This is a genomic window from Asticcacaulis sp. AND118 (assembly GCF_020535245.1).
In the GTDB taxonomy this organism is placed as follows: Bacteria; Pseudomonadota; Alphaproteobacteria; order Caulobacterales; family Caulobacteraceae; genus Asticcacaulis.
This window is the reverse complement of record NZ_CP084911.1, coordinates 172,576-191,726: the sequence shown is the minus strand read 5'-3', so window position 1 is coordinate 191,726 and position 19,151 is coordinate 172,576. Positions and strand designations below refer to the sequence as shown.

The 19,151-nt window shown below is 63.5% G+C and carries 17 protein-coding genes; 9 read left to right on the top strand and 8 right to left on the bottom strand.

The features are described 5' to 3' along the window. Both LH365_RS14405 and LH365_RS14400 read left to right on the top strand, forming a co-directional pair. Positions 1-2,388 (top strand): TonB-dependent receptor, encoded by a 2,388-nt coding sequence (locus LH365_RS14405; RefSeq protein ID WP_226746053.1) that lies wholly within the window; start codon positions 1-3, stop codon positions 2,386-2,388. Positions 2,389-2,473: 85 nt separating this feature from the next. Further along, positions 2,474-3,502 carry a sulfate ABC transporter substrate-binding protein gene (locus LH365_RS14400; protein ID WP_226746052.1) on the top strand — a complete coding sequence of 343 codons (1,029 nt, stop codon included), beginning with the start codon at positions 2,474-2,476 and terminating at the stop codon, positions 3,500-3,502. A gap of 140 nt (positions 3,503-3,642) precedes the next feature. Here LH365_RS14400 and LH365_RS14395 read toward each other — a convergent pair whose 3' ends face one another. Further along, positions 3,643-3,954, bottom strand: coding sequence for a rhodanese-like domain-containing protein (locus LH365_RS14395; RefSeq protein WP_226746051.1), 312 nt, complete (start codon positions 3,952-3,954; stop codon positions 3,643-3,645). Positions 3,955-4,170: 216 nt separating this feature from the next. Between LH365_RS14395 and LH365_RS14390 the strand changes: the two genes are divergently transcribed. From LH365_RS14390 to LH365_RS14360, 7 genes are all read left to right on the top strand, one after another. Next, on the top strand, positions 4,171-4,833 hold the full coding sequence (locus tag LH365_RS14390) for an OmpW family protein (protein ID WP_226746050.1): 663 nt from the start codon (positions 4,171-4,173) through the stop codon (positions 4,831-4,833). A gap of 393 nt (positions 4,834-5,226) precedes the next feature. Next, positions 5,227-7,611 (top strand): glycoside hydrolase family 3 N-terminal domain-containing protein, encoded by a 2,385-nt coding sequence (locus LH365_RS14385; RefSeq protein WP_226746049.1) that lies wholly within the window; start codon positions 5,227-5,229, stop codon positions 7,609-7,611. Positions 7,612-7,762: 151 nt separating this feature from the next. Beyond that, entirely contained in the window at positions 7,763-7,999 is a 237-nt protein-coding gene (locus LH365_RS14380; protein ID WP_226746048.1) for a hypothetical protein, read from the top strand. Positions 8,000-8,125: 126 nt separating this feature from the next. Continuing rightward, positions 8,126-8,311, top strand: a complete 186-nt coding sequence (locus tag LH365_RS14375) for a bacterioferritin-associated ferredoxin (RefSeq protein ID WP_107871867.1) — start codon at positions 8,126-8,128, stop codon at positions 8,309-8,311. Between the two features lie 41 nt (positions 8,312-8,352). Further along, a complete protein-coding gene (bfr, locus tag LH365_RS14370) occupies positions 8,353-8,838 on the top strand; it encodes a bacterioferritin (protein ID WP_226746047.1) in 486 nt (161 codons plus the stop codon). Positions 8,839-8,945: 107 nt separating this feature from the next. Next, entirely contained in the window at positions 8,946-9,854 is a 909-nt protein-coding gene (locus tag LH365_RS14365; RefSeq protein WP_226746046.1) for a class I SAM-dependent methyltransferase, read from the top strand. A 30-nt stretch (positions 9,855-9,884) separates the two neighbouring features. Further along, positions 9,885-11,252 (top strand): alpha/beta hydrolase, encoded by a 1,368-nt coding sequence (locus LH365_RS14360; protein ID WP_226746045.1) that lies wholly within the window; start codon positions 9,885-9,887, stop codon positions 11,250-11,252. Here the strand turns inward: LH365_RS14360 and hisN are convergent, their stop codons facing one another. The 7 genes from hisN to LH365_RS14325 all read right to left on the bottom strand — a co-directional run bounded on the left by hisN (position 11,253) and on the right by LH365_RS14325 (position 19,149). After that, positions 11,253-12,089 (bottom strand): histidinol-phosphatase, encoded by an 837-nt coding sequence (gene hisN / locus LH365_RS14355; protein ID WP_226746044.1) that lies wholly within the window; start codon positions 12,087-12,089, stop codon positions 11,253-11,255. Between the two features lie 76 nt (positions 12,090-12,165). Then, positions 12,166-12,549, bottom strand: coding sequence for a helix-turn-helix domain-containing protein (locus LH365_RS14350; RefSeq protein WP_013479089.1), 384 nt, complete (start codon positions 12,547-12,549; stop codon positions 12,166-12,168). Positions 12,550-12,660: 111 nt separating this feature from the next. Then, complete coding sequence (locus tag LH365_RS14345; protein ID WP_226746043.1) at positions 12,661-15,534, bottom strand: pitrilysin family protein; 2,874 nt, start codon at positions 15,532-15,534, stop codon at positions 12,661-12,663. Between the two features lie 64 nt (positions 15,535-15,598). Beyond that, entirely contained in the window at positions 15,599-17,194 is a 1,596-nt protein-coding gene (locus LH365_RS14340) for a phospholipid carrier-dependent glycosyltransferase (protein WP_226746042.1), read from the bottom strand. 184 nt (positions 17,195-17,378) lie between these two features. Next, complete coding sequence (locus LH365_RS14335) at positions 17,379-17,717, bottom strand: VOC family protein (protein ID WP_226746041.1); 339 nt, start codon at positions 17,715-17,717, stop codon at positions 17,379-17,381. Continuing rightward, positions 17,714-18,358, bottom strand: a complete 645-nt coding sequence (locus tag LH365_RS14330) for a methyltransferase (protein ID WP_226746040.1) — start codon at positions 18,356-18,358, stop codon at positions 17,714-17,716. The genes LH365_RS14335 and LH365_RS14330 overlap by 4 nt, the downstream gene beginning before the upstream one ends. After that, the gene (locus LH365_RS14325) at positions 18,355-19,149 is read right to left on the bottom strand and encodes a DUF3298 and DUF4163 domain-containing protein (protein ID WP_226746039.1); all 795 of its coding nucleotides are present in this window, start codon (positions 19,147-19,149) and stop codon (positions 18,355-18,357) included. The genes LH365_RS14330 and LH365_RS14325 overlap by 4 nt, the downstream gene beginning before the upstream one ends. Positions 19,150-19,151: the final 2 nt, after the last annotated feature.

The following is a 19,151-nucleotide window of genomic DNA, read 5'->3' as shown; positions in this document are numbered from 1 at the left end:
ATGTCTACCTACCGCTCCGCTTCGAAAGCGGGGAAGGTCGCGCTTGCCCTGTTGGCCGGTGCCTCTTCGCTCGCCTTTGCCGCCCCCGTGTTTGCTGCCCCTGTGTTTGCCGCTGATGCGCCCGCCGCCGATGACGCGGCCGCCAGCGATAACCCGATCACCGATGTTTACATTACCGCGCGCCGCAAAAGCGAAAACCTGCAGAAGGTGCCGATCGCCGTATCGGCCATATCGGGCGAGCAACTGGAATCCGCCGGCGTCTATAACGTCGAAAACCTGCAAAAGGTGCAGCCCAGCCTTCAGTTCATTTCATCCAACCCGCGCAATACGGCGACGACCATCCGCGGTCTGGGGTCGGGTATCGGCCTGACCAATGACGGGCTGGAGCAGGGCGTCGGCATCTATGTCGATGAAGTCTTTTATGCGCGCCCCGGCTCGGCCGTTGTCGATCTGATCGACATCGAGCGCGTGGAAATCCTGCGCGGCCCGCAAGGCACCCTGTTCGGCAAGAACACCACCGCCGGCGCGCTCAACATCACCACCCGCGCCCCCAGCTTTACGCCGGAAGGCCGCATCGAGGCCAGCGTCGGCGACTATGGCTTCCTGCAAACCAAGATCAGCCTGTCGGGTCCGCTCAGCGACACCGTGGCGGTGCGTGTCGCCTTCGGCGGCACCAAACGCGATGGCCTGTTCAAGAACACCTATCTGAGCGTCAAGCAGAACGACGTAAACAGTCAGGTTCTGCGCGCCCAACTGCTGTGGCAGCCGTCGGATAAGCTGAATGTGCGCCTGTCCTACGACTTCGCCTATCAGGACCCCGAAGCCAACACGCAGGCCTTTGTGCGCTACGGTGCGTCGCTGCGGGCGGCCAATCGTCAGTTCCCGGCATTGGCCGCAGCGCTCAACTATGCGCCGCCGTCCACCAACCCCTATGACCGTCTGGTTGACGTCAATTCGCCGCTGGAAGCCAAGCAGGTGATCAATGGCCTGTCGGGCACGGTCAACTGGGATCTGGGCGATGTCACCCTGACCTTGATCACGGCCTATCGCGACTGGGACTGGACGCCGCAGAACGACCGCGACTACACCTCGCTGTCGATCCGCACCAAGTTGAACAACCCGTCGGAGCAGCAGCAAATCTCTCAGGAGTTCCGTCTGGCCTCCAATGGCGACCGTAAGATCAACTGGGTGGTCGGGGCCTACGGCTTCAACCAGCGCGTCGAAACCAACGGCGTGGAACAGTGGGGCAAGGACGGTGCCTTCTGGCTGATCGGGACCAACGTGCCCTCGAACCTGATCGACGGGATGACCTCCAATACGCACGTGGTGACCAAGGTGCGCTCCTACGCCCTGTTCGGGCAACTGACCTGGAATGTCACGGATCGTTTCCGCATCACGCCGGGCCTGCGCTACACCTATGAGGAAAAGGACGGCAGCTTCCGTCAGATCGTCACGGGCGGGCTGGCCACCACGGTGCCGGCCCAGATCACGGCGAAGAACAATATCGCGCCGACCTATGCCTATACGGCGGACTATCAGGACGACAGCCCGTCGGGTCAGATCAACTTCGCCTACGACCTGACGCCGACCGTGCTGGGCTATGTCAATCTGTCGAAGGGCTACAAGTCGGGTGGCATCAATGCCGCCGGCGTGCCGGTCGACGCCAACTTCCAGCCCTTCACCGCCTCCATCGTGGTCAAGCCGGAAGAGGTGGACACCATCGAAGCGGGCCTGAAGACGCAGTTCTGGGACAAGCGCGCCACGGTCAATGTCGCGATCTACAGCACGGACGTCAAAGACTATCAGGCGACGGTCGTGGACGGCAATCTGGGGGCCATCCGTCCCTACCTGGCCAATATCGAGAAGGTCGAGGTCCGCGGCGTCGAAGTGGACGGCAAGTTCCGTCCGACCGACAACCTCCTGATCTATGGCTCGGTGAGCTATACCGACGGCAAATACGCTTCGTTCAAGAACGGCCCGGCGCCTCTGGAACTGCAATCGTCCAGTTCCTCGGTTGCCGACCTCAGCGGCAAGGACCTGCCCGGTGTGTCGGAGTGGGCCGGCTCGATCGGCTGGGAATATAATCAACCGGTGACGATCGGCAAGCTGAGCGGCGACGCCTATTTCAGCGGTGACGTCTCCTACCGCTCGGACTGGAACTCCGATCCGTCGGTGTCGAAATATACCGTGGTCGAAGCCTCGACCATCGCCAACTTCCGCGTCGGCTATCGCGCCAGCGGCGGCACCGAGGTCTTCCTGTGGGCCAAGAACGCCTTCAACGAAGAGTATCTGCAGTTCCTGAGCCTTCAGGCCGGTAACTCCGGGGCCATTTATGGCCAGCCCGGCGACCCGCGCAGCTTCGGCGTCACCGTGCGCAAGGCGTTCTGATCAGCGCACTGCGCCTGATCAGATCAAGACCTGACAGTCGGGCGTCTGCGAACTCCGCAGACGCCCTCTTCACTGGATTGAGATCATGACGACACCTGTCCTTGACCGCCGCCATCTCCTGACGGGCGCAACCGCGCTGACCCTGCTGTCGGCCTGTACACCCGCGCCGGCGGCCAGGAAGCCGGCCCTTGAACTGCTCAACGTCTCCTACGACCCGACGCGGGAGTTGTACGACGAGTATAACGCCCTGTTCGCCAAACACTGGCGAGAGAAGACCGGGCAAGAGGTCGTGATCCGTCAGTCGCACGGCGGGTCCGGCAAGCAGGCGCGCGCGGTGATCGACGGGCTGGAGGCCGATGTGGTGACGCTGGCCTTGTCGCAGGACATAGACACCATCGCCGGGAAGAGTGGTTTACTTCCGTCCGACTGGCAGGGGCGATTGCCCCATCAGTCCTCGCCCTATACTTCGATCATCGTCTTTCTGGTGCGCAAGGGCAACCCCAAGGGCATCAGGGATTGGGGCGACCTGATCAAGCCGGGGGTCGAGGTGATCACGCCGAACCCCAAGACGGGCGGCGGGGCGCGCTGGAACTATCTGGCCGGCTATGCCTGGGCGCTGAAAACCTACGGGGACGAGGCGAAGGCCGACGACTATATCCAGCAACTCTACGCCCATGTGCCGGTGCTCGATACCGGGGCGCGCGGTTCGACCACGACCTTCGTGCAGCGGGGGCTGGGTGATGTGCTTCTCACCTGGGAGAACGAAGCCTGGCTGGCGCTGAAGGAACTGGGGGCGGAGGACGCTTTCGAGATCGTCACGCCGCCGACCTCGATACTGGCCGAGCCGCCGGTGGCGTGGCTCGACAAGGTGGTGGCGAAGAAGGGCACGGTCGAGGTGGCGAGGGCCTATCTGGAGTATCTCTACAGTCCTGAAGCACAGGACGTCATCGGGCGGCATCATTATCGCCCGGTCGATCCGGTGGCGGCGGCCAAATACGCCGTGCAGTTTCCGGGAGTGGCCCTGTCGACCATCCGTGATCTGGGGGGCTGGACGGCGGTTCAGGCCCGACATTTTGACGATGGCGGCGTGTTCGACCGGGTGACGCGGAAGTAGAAATGAACATCCCTCCCTGCGATAGCGGGGAGGGGGGACCAAGAAGTGGTGGGTGGGGCAAGCCCTGTAAAGAACGCCGCCTCCGTCAGCGACTTCGCGCTGACACCTCCCCCCGCTTCGCAGGGGAGGATGTTTAGTTTCTAAGCCTCTACCGGCAGGCCTTCGGCGATCCAGCCATTGATGCCGGGGGCCAGATGTGCGTCGACCGCGATGCCGAACGCCTGCGCCGCTTCGATGGCGCGCAGCGAGCGCACCCCGCCCGCGCACATGAAGATGATCTCTTTCCCGTCCTGCGGCAGGTCCGCGGGATGGAAGGTCGACAGCGGCTGGTTGACGCTGCCGGCGACGCGGACACGCTCATATTCGTAGGTCTCGCGCACGTCGATCAGATGGATGTCGCCGCTGTCGAGAGCGGTCTGGACTTCGGCGGGCGTGAGGTTACGAACGGACATGCCAACTCCTTTGGGGCGCTCCTGATGGCTCCGTCATACAACCCAAGTCGCACAACCGCAATCGCGTTATTTCCATATAATAAATGTGGTTTTTTGCCGCGCGTCTCTCTGCCTCTGAGGCAGGCTGCCGCGCGACGGAATGCGCAGGTCACAGGCCGCTGCGATGCGCCTAAACCGGCGCCACGCGAAATGCACGAAGAGAAGGAGCAACTCGCCATGAAAGCTATGTATGTGATCGGCGCCAGTCTGCTGGCTATTGGTCTCGCCAGCACGGCCTCGGCCCAAAATTTTCAATCCCAGGACTTCAAGCCGAAAGCCAAGGGGCAGTTCATCGTCGCCGCCCGCGTGACCAGCGTCGCGCCGGACGAAAAAGGCGACATCAAAACCGCAGCAGGGGTCGATTCCGGTCTCGATGTGAAGGTCAATGACGACACCATCCCCAGCCTCGGCTTCACCTACTTCTTCACCGATCACGTGGCGGTCGAAGCCATCCTCGGCACGTCGAAGCACGAGGTGCGCGCTGTCGGCGGCGCGACCGACGTTCAGGTCCATTCGACGCGCGTCCTGCCGCCGGTGATCACGGCGCAGTATCACTTCAACCCGAAGGGTCGCGTCAGCCCCTATGTGGGGGCGGGGGTCAATGCCATGATCTTCTACAACGACAAGGACTATAACGGCTTCAAGGTGAAGCTGGACGACGGTCTGGGCTATGCGGTGCAGGCCGGGGTCGATATCGCCCTGAAAGGCAACTGGGCGCTCAATGCCGACGTCAAGAAGGTGTGGTTCAGCACCGATGCGAACATCAATGAAGGCGCGCTGAAGTCCGAGGTCGATCTCGACCCGGTCGTCGCTTCGGTCGGTTTGGCCTACCGCTTCTAGAATCTGATCCTTTGGCCTGTCTCCTCGGACAGGGCTGAGGGTTTCAGGTAGCGGCGGGCAGCCTTGCGGGTTGTGCTGTCCGCCGTTATTTTTCGTATGCGTAACCAACAAAACGACGCCGTATTTTCTTGCGGCGTCGTTTTTTCATGTGTCGCGTCTGAAACGCGGGCTGCAATCGATACCGCGCGCCCCTTATCTGGTAGCGCTATCATTGCCCCTTTCCAACGCTCGGTATATCGGTTATGCAAGTCGTCAATTAACGGCGTCGACGGGGTCAAGACCGTCGTGCGGCGCAATAAACAAGCCGGGGTGTGAAACGTGTGCGGTCACACAAAACGGTCAATCAGAACGTGAAACGGGATGCGTCCCGCGACGACCACAGGGAGACAAGTCATGACCTTGCAACTGAACCGACGCCATTTCGCCGCCGGTGTGAGCGCTACCGCTCTGGCGATGTCGGCGGCGTCGCACGCCGCCACAGACAAGCCGCTGTATAAGGACGCCTCGGCCTCGGTCGAAGCCCGCACCAATGACCTGCTCAAGCGCATGACGCTGGAGGAGAAGGTCGCCCAGATGATGTGCATCTGGTTGCAGAAGGGCAAGATCCAGACGACGAAGGGCGATTTCGATCCCAAAAAGGCTTCGGAAGCCTTCCCGAACGGGCTGGGTATGATCGCGCGGCCCAGCGACCGTCGCGGCGTCGAAAACACGCAGGCCAATGCCGGCGCCGATGTCGGCGTCGTCAACCGTAATCCGCTGGAAACCGCTCTCTATATCAATGCGGCGCAGAAGTGGGCGGTCGAAAAGACCCGCCTCGGCATCCCCATGTTCATGCACGAGGAAAGCCTGCACGGCTACGTGGCGCGCGATTCCACCTCCTTCCCGCAGGCCATCGGTCTGGCGTCGAGCTTCGATCCGGAACTGGTCGAGAAGGTGTTTGCGGTCTGCGCGAAAGAAATGCGAGCCCGCGGCGCCAATCTGGCGCTGGCGCCGGTCGTCGATGTCTGCCGTGAACCGCGTTGGGGTCGCGTCGAGGAGACCTATGGCGAAGACACGCACCTGATGGGCGTCATGGGCAAGGCCGCAGTGCTGGGCTTTTCGGGCAGCGAGCGCAAGCTGGCCAAGGACAAGGTGTTCGCCACGCTCAAGCATATGACCGGTCACGGTCAGCCTGAAAACGGTACCAATGTCGGGCCGGCGCCGATTTCCGAGCGCACCCTGCGCGAAGTCTTCTTCCCGCCGTTCGAAAAGATTGTCAAGGAGACGCCGATCGCGGCGGTCATGCCCTCGTACAATGAAATCGACGGCGTGCCGTCCCACGCCAACAAATGGTTGCTCGACACCGTCCTGCGCGGCGAGTGGGGCTTCAAGGGCGTGCTGGTCTCCGACTATTTCGCCATCAAGGAAATGATCAGCCGTCACCATCTGGTGCCCGACATGACCGAGGCCGCTTACCGCGCCATCAAGGCCGGGGTGGATATCGAGACGCCGGACGGCGAGGCCTATCCCAACCTGATCAAGCTGGTGCAGTCGGGCCGCGTGTCAGAGGCCGAGATCGACGCCATCGTGCACCGTATTCTGGAGCTGAAATTCCTCGGCGGCCTGTTCGAAAACCCCTATGTCGACGCCAAGCAGGCCGACAAGCTCACGGCGACGCCGGACGCCATCGCTCTGGCGCGCGAGGCTGCCGTACGCTCGGCGGTGCTGCTCAAGAACAATGGCCTTCTGCCGCTGGATGGCAAAAAGGTCGGCAAGCTGCTGCTGCTCGGCACCCACGCCAAGGACACGCCGATCGGCGGCTATTCCGAAATCCCGCGCCACGTCGTGTCGATCCACGAGGGGCTGGAAAAGGAGGCCAAGGCGCAGGGCTTTACGCTTGAGTACCGTGAGGCCGTGCGCCTCACCGAGAAGCGCGACTGGGCGGCGGACGAGGTGACCTTTGTCGATCCGGCGGTCAACGCCAAACTGATCGCCGAAGCCGTCGAGGCGGCGAAATCCGCCGATACCATCGTCATGGTGCTGGGCGACAACGAACAGACCTCGCGCGAAGCCTGGGCCGACAACCACCTCGGCGACCGCGATTCGCTCGATATGGTGGGACAGCAGAACGATCTGGCGGCCGCCATCTTCGCGCTGAAAAAGCCGACCGTGGTCTTCCTGCTCAATGGCCGTCCGTTGTCGATCAACCTGTTGCAGGACAAGGCCGACGCCATCATCGAAGGCTGGTATATGGGGCAGGAGACGGGCCATGCCGCCGCCGACCTGCTGTTCGGCCGCGCCAATCCGGGCGGCAAGCTGCCCATTACCTTTGCGCGCAATACGGGGCAGTTGCCGGTCTTCTATAACCACAAGCCGACGGCGCGCCGCGGTTATCTCGGCGGGGACACGTCGCCGCTCTATCCGTTCGGTTTCGGTCTCAGCTACACCACCTTCGACATCTCCGCACCGCGCCTGTCGAAGGCGACCATCGCCGCCACCGAAAGCGTCACCGTTTCGGTCGATGTGACCAATACGGGCAAGCTCAAGGGTGACGAGGTGGTGCAGCTCTATATCCGCGACGACTATTCGTCGGTCACCCGTCCGGTGAAGGAACTGAAGGGCTTCAAGCGCGTGACGCTGGAGCCGGGCGCAAAGACGACCGTGACGCTGAGCCTTACCCCGGCGGATCTCGCCTTCTTCGACACTGACATGAAACGCGTCGTCGAAGCCGGCACCTTCACCCTGATGGTCGGGCCCAACAGCCGCGACCTGAAGACGACTACCCTGACCGTGGCGTGACGATCAGGTTTGGCGGATGTCGCAGCGATGCGGCGTCCGCCGTTTTCCGGCATGGGGTGAATTAAGGCCCTCTTGGCTTCAGGCTTGAAGGCCAGGCTTGAAGCTAGGAGGGCCTTCTGCTAACAGGCGCACAAAACGAAGGAGTTTCCCCTTGACCGCACTGACTGTCGCCGAAGCGCTCGAAAACGTCTACACCTCGCTGATCGACGACAATGCCGAACTGGACACCCACATCGCCGCGCTGAAGGTCGCTCTGGCCGCCGCGGGTCAGAAGGAGGCCGTGGTCGAGCCCTCGCGTCTGGCGCAGAACAACCGTGCGGGCCGCAAGCTGATGCAGTCTTATTTCAAGAAGCGCGGCGTGACGGTGAGCTTCAAGGAACAGGCCTAGTCCCGGCTTAAGCCCTTGTTTGAGAAGGCCTCTCATTCCTTGAATGATTCTGCATCAAGGCGTTGCGACTGACTTGCAATTGAATCTGGAGGATGCTATATGAGAGGCATTCTCAGAGGTTTGTCAGTGTACGTCTGCAATTGTAACGCAATACGCGAAAGAGACGCGCAAAAGGCCATTTTATCGGGGGCGACCACGGTAAAAGCCGTTTTCTCCCATTGCCAGACACAGGCCCAATGCGCCAAATGTGTGTGCGACATCCGGCAGATGATCGATGAGGTAAGCGCCAGCGTCCGTCTGGCGGCTGAGTAAAGACCCTCCCGGATCGCTGCCTTCACCACAGGAGTGCGGCCATGCAGGGCAACCCGAATATCATAAAGCTTCTCAATGCCGTGCTTACCAACGAGCTGACGGCGATCAACCAGTATTTCCTGCACGCGCGTATGCTGGAAAACTGGGGCCTCTATCACCTGGGACGCATCGTCTATCAGGAATCGATCGAGGAGATGAAGCACGCCGACCTGCTGATCAAGCGTATCTTCTTCCTCGAAGGCCTGCCCAATCTCCAGGATCTGCACAAGCTGAAGATCGGTGAAACCATCACCGAATGCCTGACCGCCGACCTGTCGGTGGAAACCCGCGGCCACGGCATACTGGTCGCTGGCATCAAGCAGTGCGAGGACGTGCACGACTACGTCAGCCGCGAACTGCTCAAGCAGATCCTGTCGGACACCGAGCACCATATCGACTGGCTGGAAACGCAACTGGGCCTGATCAAGCTGCTGGGCGAAGCCAACTACCTGCAAAGCGCCATGAAGGAGATCGAAGGCGAGGGGTGAGCTTCCCCGTCTTTTGTCCTGCAAAAGGCTTCACAGCGTGCCGAAACCGCTCTAGGTTCCCTAGACCGTTTCCATGATTGAAACAGTTCATTGCGGGTAGCCTATTGGTGCGTCAGCCTTCCATAACGAGTTTCGACCGGCGCGCGGTTCTGCGTCTGGGAGCCACGTCCGTTCTGACTCTCGGCCTGTCGTCCGTGCTGGCCGCCTGCGGGCGCAAGAGCGAGACGGCGCCGGACAGCGGCGCGGCTGCCGAGGGCTCCCTGCCGTGGGCCGTGGGCGGCAAATGGCGCAACGACATCGACCGTCAGCGCGACAAGTACCGCCACCCCATCGAGACGCTTGAATTTTTCGAGATCAAACCGCGCGACACCGTCATCGACATGTGGCCGGGCGCCGGTTACATGACCGACATCCTTGCGCCCTATCTGGCGCGCGGCAAGGGTCAGTACGTGGCGGCCCTGATCGAGAACGAGGCGACCGCGCCGGAAGCGGCGACCCTGACCGGCGAATACCGCCGCCGTTTCACCGCCGACACCAAGCTTTACGGCGAACTGGCGTTTTCCGCCTTCGGGCCGCAGACCACGGCGCTGGCCGATGCCGAAAGCGCGGACTCCCTCCTCTTTCTGCTGGTGCTGCACGACTGGATGGCGGCAGGGCTGGCGGAAAAGGCCTTTGCCGACGCCTTCGCGGCGCTCAAGCCCGGCGGCATACTGGGGATCGAACAGCATCGCGCCGATGTCGGCAATGCGCAGGACCCGGCGGCGACCAACGGCTATGTGCAGGAGCCTTTCGTCAAGCAACTGGCGGCGGAAGCCGGTTTCGAGTTCCTCGAAGCGTCCGAAATCAACGCCAACCCCAAGGATAACAAGGCGCATCCGTTCGGGGTGTGGACCCTGCCGCCCTATCGTCTGACCTCGCCGCGCGGCGAGCCGCCAAATCCCGATTTTGATGGTACACTGTATGAATCCATCGGCGAAAGCGATCGGATGACCCTCAAATTCCGCAAGCCAGCCTGATATTCTACCTGACGTTTCCGAGACCGCACCGTGACCCGCATTGCCTCCCTGTCCTCTGCCGCGCCGCTGATGGCGATACCGGAATACCGGCCGCCCGAAGGCGGCGTGGGCGAATGGTTTCGCGGCGCCGGGGGCTTGCGTTTGCGGCTCGGTTTCTGGCAGCCTAGGGGGCCGGCGCGCGGCACGGTCTTCGTCAGCCCCGGCCGCGCCGAGCCGATCGAGAAATATTATGAGGTCGTCACCGACCTTCTGGCGCGGCGCTTCTGCGTGGTGGTCCACGACTGGCGCGGTCAGGGCCTGTCGGCGCGCCTGCTGCCCGACCGCCTGAAAGGCCATGCGCGTTCGGAAGACGAGTTCCTCGACGACTATCAGCGCCTGCTGGACGGGTTCGAGGACCGCGCGCCCAAGCCGTGGGTCATGCTCGGCCACTCGATGGGCGCGGCGCTCAACCTGTCGACCCTGACGCGCGGCGAGGAGCGGTTCAGCGCCGCCGTTTTCATCAACCCCATGCTGCGCATCAAGACGGGGAAACATTCCCTGTGGTCGGTGATGTTCCAGACCGACTGGAAGGTCAAGCACGGGCAGGGCAGCGACTATGTGCCCGAACTGTTCGACGATCCGTTCGAGCATACGTTCGAGGAAGACGCCCTGACCCACGATGCGGCGCGCTACAATCTGTGGCGCGAGCAACTGTTCGCCTGTCCGCATCTGGCGGTCGGCACCCCGACCTGGGGCTGGCTGCTGTTCGCGCTACGCATCGGCGACACCCTGCTCAAGGACAAGGGCAAGGTGCTGAAGAAGGTGCGCACGCCGGTTTCGATCGTGATGTCCGGCGACGACAGCCTGATGATGAAGCAGCCGACCAAGGCCTTCGCCAAGAAACTGCTCAAGGGGCGCTGCATCGAAATCGCCGGGGCCGACCACGAAATCCTGATGGAACTGGACGCTTACCGCCGCGCCTTCTGGGCCGAGTTCGACGAGACGGTCGAGTTCAACCTGCCGGGCGAGGCCCTGCCGGCGGCGGCGCTTTCGTCGATCCCCTATGCGGCTTTGGATGAGGTGCCGGTGGTCGAGGTCGAGGTGGCCGAGCCCGTCGCGCCGACCGCCACCGAGGTGTTCGATTCGCACGTGCCCGCCGAAACGGTCGTCGAAGACGTCGTCATCGCCGAGCCGCAAGAGGTGGAGACCAAAGAGATTGAAAGGGTCGTACGCCCGGCAACGGCGCAGTCGATCTACGTCTCCTACGAACTGAGCGACGTGCCGGTCTATGCGCCGCCGCTGCCGCCCGAACGCCTGTCTGTGACCGATGCGGCGCGCACCGCGCGGGCCGAGGTCGAGGTGGCGGATTGGGAAGAGACGGAGGGCGAAACGCCCTCCGACGCAGCAAAGAACATGTGATCAGTGCGGGTCTGCGGCTTTCGAGGCGGCAGACAAATGCCCGATCGCGGCGTCGAGTATGGCGCGTGAGCCGGCGGCGATGACTTGCCCCCCGTAAGGGCCGACCGGTGCGCCCGCCCAGTCGGTGACGAGGCCCCCGGCGTTTTCGATGACGGGGATGATGGCGTCGATGTCCCAGGCCTTGAGTCCCGTTTCCAGCGCCGCGTCCATCGTGCCCTGCGCCACCATGGCGAAGGCGTAGGCGTCGCAGCCATAGCGGATCAGCTTGGCGGCGGTGCGCAGCGAGGTGAAGGCGGGCTCTTCGTCACCGGAATAGAGATGCGGGTCGGTGGTGGCCAGAACGGCCTGTGCCAGCGAGGCGCCGTCGCGCACCCTGAGCGGCGTCGAGCCGGCGGGCGTGATCAGGCGCGAACCCAGCGGCGAGCCGAGGAAGATTTCTTTGAGGAAGGGCTGGGCGATGACGCCCATAATGGGACGACCCCTGTGGCGCAGGCCGATGAGGGTGGTCCACAGCGGCAGGCCGGAGATGAAGGCGCGCGTGCCGTCGACGGGGTCGAGCACCCAGACGTATTCGGCGTCGGCGCGCACCGTGCCGTATTCTTCGCCGATAATGCCGTGCGCGGGGTATTCGGCCTCGATCAGGGCGCGGATGGCCCGTTCGGCGCCTTTGTCCGCCTCGGTCACCGGGTCGAAATGCACGTCGGCCCGGCTGGCATTGCCCTTATTGATCTCGCCCAGTTCGAGCGAACGGAACAGCGGCAGGGCGACGCCTGCCGCTGCGTCCGCCAGACGAAGGATAAAGGCTTCCAGAGTTTCGAGTTCGGCCGTGGACGCCATTGATCACCTGCGCATGTTGAATCTGCTGCATGTGTAGGCGTCCGCCGGGCGGAACTCAATACTTATCCAACCGCGATCAAGCGGCGGTTTCGGTCTCGGTGTTCAGCGACTTGGCGAGATCGAGCAGGCGACGGCGCGGACGCTCCGACAGGCGGTAATAGGCCTGAATGAGGTCGAGGGTTTCCTTGCGCGAAAACACTTCGATGCCTTCGTTCTGCACAGCGGCGACTTCGGTGGTGTTGTCTTCGAGGCCGTCGTAGAAATAGGTGACCGGGGTTTCCAGCGCCTTGGCCAGTTGGAACAGGCGGGCGGCGGAGATGCGGTTGGCGCCGCATTCGTACTTCTGGATCTGCTGGAAGCGGATGCCGACGGCCAGAGCCAGTTGCTGCTGGGTCAGGCCCAGCAGGCGGCGGCGGCGGCGCAGGCGCTTGCCCAGGTGCAGGTCGATGTCGTTAGCCATTAGGTTATCCCTCGTTCTATCTGTAAGCGTACCGTTTCGGGACGGTTCGCCTGTGAGGGTTCAAATGGCGTGCCAGCGTTATTGTGGCGGTATCGCAAGGGTTGTTAGGGGTTATGAAGCCCGCGAGTCGCCTTTCGGGACAGGCAGCACGACCGTTTTCAGCGCTTTCGACGCATCGAGATAGCGCTTGGCGAGGTCCTGAAGATCGGCGGGGGTGAGCGATTCGAGCAGGGCCTGACGCTTCAGCACGTATTCGCGCTGACCGGCATTGCCGTCGATCCCGGACAGGGCCGCCAGCCAGTAGCTGTTATTGCGGTCCTCTTCGGTCATGCGGCGCAGCAGGAGCTGACGCCCGCGCAGCAGTTCATCCGCCGTGGCGGGGGCGGTCTTCAGTCCGTCGATCAGACCGAGGAAGCTGGTATAGAAGCCGTTTTCGGCGCCCGGATAGAGCTGCACCGTCGCCGACAGGTAGCCGAAGCCTTTAAACGCGCCCGACGGGACGTGACGGGCCAGCGGCACGTAGGTGGTGCCGCTTTCGGCGCGCCCGGCCTCGTAATGGCGCAGGCTCAGCACCTCGGCCAGCAGGTCGAGGCCCAGCGCCGTCTTCGGGTCGCTGTAGCGGTCGGTGGTGGGAAAGGCGATCAGCATCAGGGCCTGTTCGGGGCTGCCCTGATGGTAGAGGGTCTTGTACAGGCCCGTGGTCGGGAAGCGCGCCGTCTCGCCGCCCTCAGCCGGCGTATATCGGGCGGGCAGGGGGGGCAGGAGGCCGAAGGTGGCGTCGAGCGCCGGTCGCGCCTGTTCCACGCTGATATCGCCGACGATGACGATTTCCAGCGGGACATCGTACAGGGAGGTGCGGACCAGATCGGCAATGCGGTCATTGCCCAGCGCCAGCATCTCGGCCTGAGACATCGGCGTCACGCGCGCATCGCCGTCATAGGCCAGACGCGGCAGGTGCATGGCCATGACGCCCGGTGGATTGGTTGTGGCGTAGGTGAAATAGGACGGTATGGAGTGGCGCAGGCGCTCCAGATAGGCCGGGTCGAAGGCGGCGTCGGAATAGAAGGCGCGCAGCAACTGCATTTCGCGGGCGAAGTCGTGCGTCGCGCTCTGCCCCACCAGCAGGGCGGCGTCTTCGGTCAGGCGATAGGCGAGGTCGAAATTCATCCCCGCCAGCGATTCCTCGATCTCGGTCGCCGACATCTTGTTCAGTCCGCCCTGAAAGATGTCGTAAAAGTTCAGGGCGAAGGCGGCGTCCGGCGTCTTGGGCGACAGGCGTTTCAGCCCGCCCAGGGCGCGCACGCTGACCATCACTGAACCGGCCTGCAGCTTCGACGGCTTGAGCGTCACCTTGACGCCGTTGGCGTAGGTCAGGCGCGTCGTGCCCAGCGCCGCGTCGCTCTCGGTCTTCACCGGCGCGACCGGTGCGCCGAAGTCGGCATAGGCCCAGGCCTTGGCGGTTTCGGCCTGCGGCGCGGCGACGGGGGTCTTTTCCAGCTCGGCATAGGTCTTTTCGAGCGCAGCGGGCTCAAGACCGGCGACCGGGGCGGGGCCGGTCACGGCGATCAGCGGCCCGTCGCGTTTGAACAGCGCCTTGATATAGGCATTGACGGCTTCGCGCGACAGTTCGGGCTTGAGGTCGGTATAGAATTGCAGGTCCTGCGCCGGGGAATTGATCACGTAACGACCCTCGATCGAGCCGGAGATCATGTCGGCGATCCATTCGTTCGAGCGGGTGGCCGCGCCCTCGACGCGCTGGCGCAGGCCGGCCTCGTAATCGGCGGCGGCGCGGGCGAACTCGGCCTCGCTGAAACCGTACGCACCGGCCTGACGCGCCAGATTGAGCGCCTCGCTCAGGGCCTTCTGCGCCTCGCCCGGCTTCGGCATGACCATCAGGCTGACGCTGTCGCCGGTGCGCTGGAACTGCTGGCTGTTGAGGCCGGCGCGGGCGAAGGCGCTGTCCGGGCGGGCGGCGGCGCGGTCCATGCGGTTGTCGAGCGCGGCCAGCGCCAGATGCTCAAGCATCATGTCACGCACGCGCTCGCGGTTCTGAAAGCGCGTTTCGGCGGGCTCGACCCACGCCAGATCGATCATTTCGGGCATGCCGGCCTCGAAATAGGTATAGCCGCGCGGGCCCTTGGGTTCATAGGCGCCGGGGTCGCGCGGGAGCGGGGCGTCGGTTTTAGCTTTCCAGCCGCCGAAGGCCTTTTCGATGCGCTTCTCGATGGCGGCCGGGTCGATGTCGCCGACGATGATCAGGGTGGCGCGGTCGGGGCGGTAAAAGGTGTCGTAGAAGCTGCGGATCTGCTCGCGCGGCGTATAGAGGACGATGTCGCGCAGACCCTTCTGCGGCCGTTCGGGCAGGAGCTGACCGGCAAAGGCCGTGCGCAGCCAGTTTTCGTAATGGCGCTGCAGCGGCTGAGAGGCGTTGTTCATCTGGGTGACGACGACGGCGCGGTCGCGTTGATCCGCCGTTTCGGGGAAGGTCAGGCCGAACGCCATGTCCTGCATGACGTTGAAGCCGGTGTCGAGCGTGGCGTCGTCGTTGCGCGGCAGGGTGATCTGATAGCTGGTTTCGCCCTCGCTGGACTGGGTCTGCTGGCCCGCGCCCATCTGGATGCCCTGACGCTCAAGCTGGCGGAACAGATCGCCCTCCGGATAGTGGGTCGAGCCGGAAAAGGCCATGTAGGTGATCAAGTGGGCAACGCCGCTTTCCTCATCCGCTTCGTCCAGCGGGCCCGCGCCGATGCGCAGACGCAGCACCACCTTACCCGGCTGGGCGGTATTGGGGTACATGACGTAGGTCATGCCGTTGGACAGGCGGCCGAAGCGCGCCTGCGGATCGACGGGCAGATCGGAATAGAGGTGGGCGAACTGCGCGCCGGAGACATTGGGTTTCAGCTTGTCGGCGGTCGCCGCGCCAGACAGTCCTCCCGTCAATCCGACGGCCAGCACGAATCCCAGCACCATAGCCTTCAGTGTCATCAGTCGCTCCTGTATCCGGAAACGACCTTATCAGGCTTTGGGGCCTTTTGAAGACGCGATGACCTTAAGATGAGATCGAAGAGGAAGAAGAACCGGCGGGTTTCACCTTGGGCTCGCAGCGGACCAGCTTGAACGGGATGTTGCGCGCCTCGCATTCCGAACGGGTCAGGGGCTGATGGTAGGTGAGGGGCGATATCCAGATAAAGCCCGCCGCCGCGCCCAGACACACCGCGCCCAGCACATAATCCTTCTGCTTTTCGATCCAGGTGAAGCGGCTTTTGAGCACCTGATAGAGCAAGGGCAGCAGCATGAAGCTGAGCAGCAGGGCGGCGAAGTAATGATAGATGTACATGACGCGCTGGGTGCCGAGCCAGATGTGGATGCCCATGAAGACCCCCCACATGCCGAGCACCGCCGCCATCACGTCCATTTCATGCGTGTCGAGCCACGGCTTCTTCTGGAAGGCGCGCTGCGCCAGCAGCACCAGAGCCGCGATCAGGGCCAGCCCGCCGACTGTCCAGTTGAACAGATTGCCGGCCATCTGCACATAGCTGGTGCGGCCTTTGTTCGAGTCCCAGCGATAGGTGATGGTCTTGTGCATCACCGGCCACAGGGCGGGGTTGGAGCCGTTCTTTTCGGTCTTCACGATGCCGGTGAAGTCGTTGTTCATGAAGCCGAAATAGCCGTTGGTGGCGTCATAGAGCACCTGCGGCGTCAGCGGCCCGCGCTTCTCCAGCCACGCCTTGTACGGCTCGGTGATATAGGGCAGGTCCTTGCGCCCGGCGTCGGACTTGAAGTCAGGGGCGACCGGATTGACCAGCGTATGCAGGACGAAGATCGACACCACGATGGCGGCGAAGGCCCCCGACACGGCGGCGGCCTTGGCGGCGATATGGCCCACGGTGCGGTCCATCGGCCATCGGCTGCGGATCAGGTCGCGCAGGGCGGTGAAGCCCGGCAGGGCCAGCAGGACCAGCGTATTGACCTTGACCATGAAACTCAGCCCGATCAGCGCGCCGAACAGCGCCGCGTGCTTCCAACTGTCCTTTTTCGGGTCGCAGAAGGCGCGCAGCCAGACCAGTATCCCGCCCAGGGCGAAGGTGATCTGGAACGGGTCAAGGTGCCCGGCGCGGAAATGTACGATCAGGGCGTTTTCGAATACGTAAAGCAGGCTGAATATGGCAGCAGAAAAGGCTTCGCGCGTGATGGTCAGGCAGATGAGGTAGAACAGCACGGCCCCCACCGCGCCGAACAGGCCGCCCATCAGGCGCACGCCGGTGAAGCTGTAGCCATCCGGAATCTTGCGCGTGTCGGTCTTCTTGATGTCGGCCAGAAAGCGGCTGTCGACGGCATCGGCGTCGCCGACAATGTCGCGCCCGACCTTCATCAGCATGAAACCGAGCGGCGGGTGCGAGGCGTAGGAGGCGACATGGCCTTCGTAGCGTTCCAGCGCCGTGACGTAATAGCTCTCGTCCCAGAAGGCCTGACGCGGGTCGTTCAGGTCGCGCGCGAAGTTGAAACTGGCCAGGCACAGGATGGCGAAGCCCAGAAGCCAGCGCAGGACGGGCTCTTGGCCCAGAACGCGCATCAGCGGTTCGTCTCCCCATTTGCCTGTCCGGATTTGCGCCCAGCGGTTTTGCAACTGATCGGTAAAGCTCATTGTCCCTCTCCCTTGAGGGAGAGGGTGGACCGTAAGGTCCGGGTGAGGGGGGTAAACAACGCAATATTACGCATGTGGAACGGATATCTCCCCCTCACCCCAACCCTCTCCCTCAAGGGAGAGGGGGGAAACGGCGCACGGTCAGTGGCGTCATATCGCCCAAACCTTGTGGCGTGGGCAACCCCTATTTGTCGCTCCACACGCCCAGTTTGTTGCCCGACGGATCGGTGAACTGAAACCGCCGGCCGCCGGGGAAGCTGAAGATATCTTTCGACAGTTGCCCGCCGGCCGCCCGTACGGCGTCGCGCGAGGCTTCGAGGTCGTCCGAATACAGAATGACCAGCGGCTTGACCGGTCCGGCATCGGCATCGAAGCCGCCATCAAGGCCCGCCTCGGCCAGGGCGGCGTAGGTAGGGCCGTAGTCGATGAAGCTCCAGCCGAACACCTGACCGTAGAAGGCCTTGGTTTCGGGCAGGGCCGTGGCGGGCCATTCGACGTAATCGATCTTGTGGTGTTTGGTCATATCAGGCTCCAGACGCTGGCCGGTTTCACGGCGCGGTCTTCAATCTGCGTGTCGGTGTGGATGTCGAAGGTGGCGAGCCGCGCGAGGCCTTCGGCGGGGAAGTAGCTGCGGTGCGGGTCGCCGACATAGACGGCGACACCCTGCGCGCGGGCCTTGCGCAAAAATGTCAGCATGGCCTCGGTCATCGTCCGCTCATAACAGATATCCCCCGCCAGAATGACATCGACGGCGGGCGGCTCACCGGACAGGCGGTCTTCGCCGTTATAGGCGATGCTCACGCCGTTCAGCGCGGCATTGAGCGCCACGGCGGCCGCGGCGAACGGGTCGATGTCGTTGGCGGTGACCTGAGCCGCGTCCAGCTTCGCCGCCACTATACCGACCAGACCTGACCCGCAGGCCAGATCGAAGACGCGTTTGCCGGCGACGGTTTCGGGGTGCTGCCTCAGCCACAGGCTCAGCGCCTGACCGCCGGCCCACGGAAAGGCCCAGAAGGGCGGGGCCAGACCGTTCTGCGCCAGTTCGGCCTCGGTCATCTGCCATAGTGAGGTGACCTCCGCCGCCTGATAGAGGTGGAGGTCCGGGAGCGAGGGCACGGGCAGGGGCTGGGTATGGGCGCGGACAAACGCTTTCGGGTTCGTCACGGTGCCGAAGGGGCGGTGGCCGCGACCGGTTCGCCGGCGAAATCGGCGGCGTAGGCCGGGCTGATCAGGCCGCGGAGGACCGCCTGCGGCACGCGGATCTGATAGGCGCCCTCGGCATAGGGGCCGACCTCATAGGGGGCGAACAGGGCTTCGACCGCCCCGATCTTACCGGAAGTGGTGGACGGCACCAGCGCCAGATGGCTGTCGATCAGCTTGGGGCAGGTGAAACCGGTGGCGGTCTGGGTCGTCGGGGTCTCGTTGCGGCGCGAGCGCTCGGCCTCGATCTGACGGCACAGGAAGGCATCGGCATGGCTCAGGTCGGCATTGGGCGCAAACAGCAGGTGCGCATCGATGGCCTGCTTGGCGGCCTTGTCCCACAGCACGGTCTGATAGCTGGCGTTCGGGTGCGCGCCGCCGGTGAATTCCGACTGCTCGGCATAGAGCGAGGCCAGATGCTCGGATTGCGCCGGCAGGGTCCAGGTGATCGAACGGAAATACGGCGGGGCTTCGGAACCGGCGGCGCTCAGTTCCTTGCGGTCCCTGGCGGCCTGATCGACGAAGGCGTTGAGGTCACCCTGACCTTCGGCATAGAGGCGGTTATGCAGTTCCGGAAAGGCCCTGACCGTTTCGGGGAAGGTCAGGGCGACCTCGGCGTCCGGCGTCGGGCGCGAAAAACTGAGCGGCGCGGCGGCGACCGGCGGGCCTTCGTCCTTATGCGCCTCGTCCTTGCGCGAGCAGGAGATCAGGGTCAGCGCGCAGAGAGCGACCGTTATAAGCAGGTGCGGTCTCATCC